This window comes from Streptomyces sp. 4F14, from assembly GCF_048159485.1.
In the GTDB taxonomy this organism is placed as follows: Bacteria; Actinomycetota; Actinomycetes; order Streptomycetales; family Streptomycetaceae; genus Streptomyces.
Window position 1 is genome coordinate 1 of the sequence record NZ_JBLRVY010000215.1, and the last position, 381, is coordinate 381.

At 75.3% G+C, this 381-nt stretch carries 1 protein-coding gene; it reads left to right on the forward strand.

Translation table 11 applies throughout. The features are described 5' to 3' along the window. Positions 1–381, forward strand: a 381-nt coding sequence (locus ACLZOT_RS50385; RefSeq protein ID WP_416976044.1) for an AMP-binding protein, incomplete at both ends; no start/stop codon positions are given.

Here is a 381-nt window from a genome sequence, read left to right on the forward strand (position 1 = left end):
CAGCAGGACCTGGTGGGACCGCACGAGCGGCTCTGCCGCGTGCTCGACGCGTTCGTGGCGGACCCGGAGCGCAGCGTCGGGTCCCTGAGCCCCGTCGACGAGGACGAACAGCGGCAGGTCCTCGGCCTCGGGGCCGCGCGGCCGTCGAGCGATGACGCGGCGACACCGGCTCCCCTGCCCGAACTCTTCGACCGGCAGGCGCGGGAGCCCCCGCACCGCACCGCCGTCGTCTGCGACGGCGCGACGCTCACCTTCGATGAACTCAACCGGCGGGTGAACGCGCTCGCGGCCGAGCTCAGCGCCCAGGGCGCCCGTCCGGGCACCCGCGTCGCGGTGGGCCTGCCCCGGTCGATCGACCTGGTGGTGGCGATACTCGCCGTG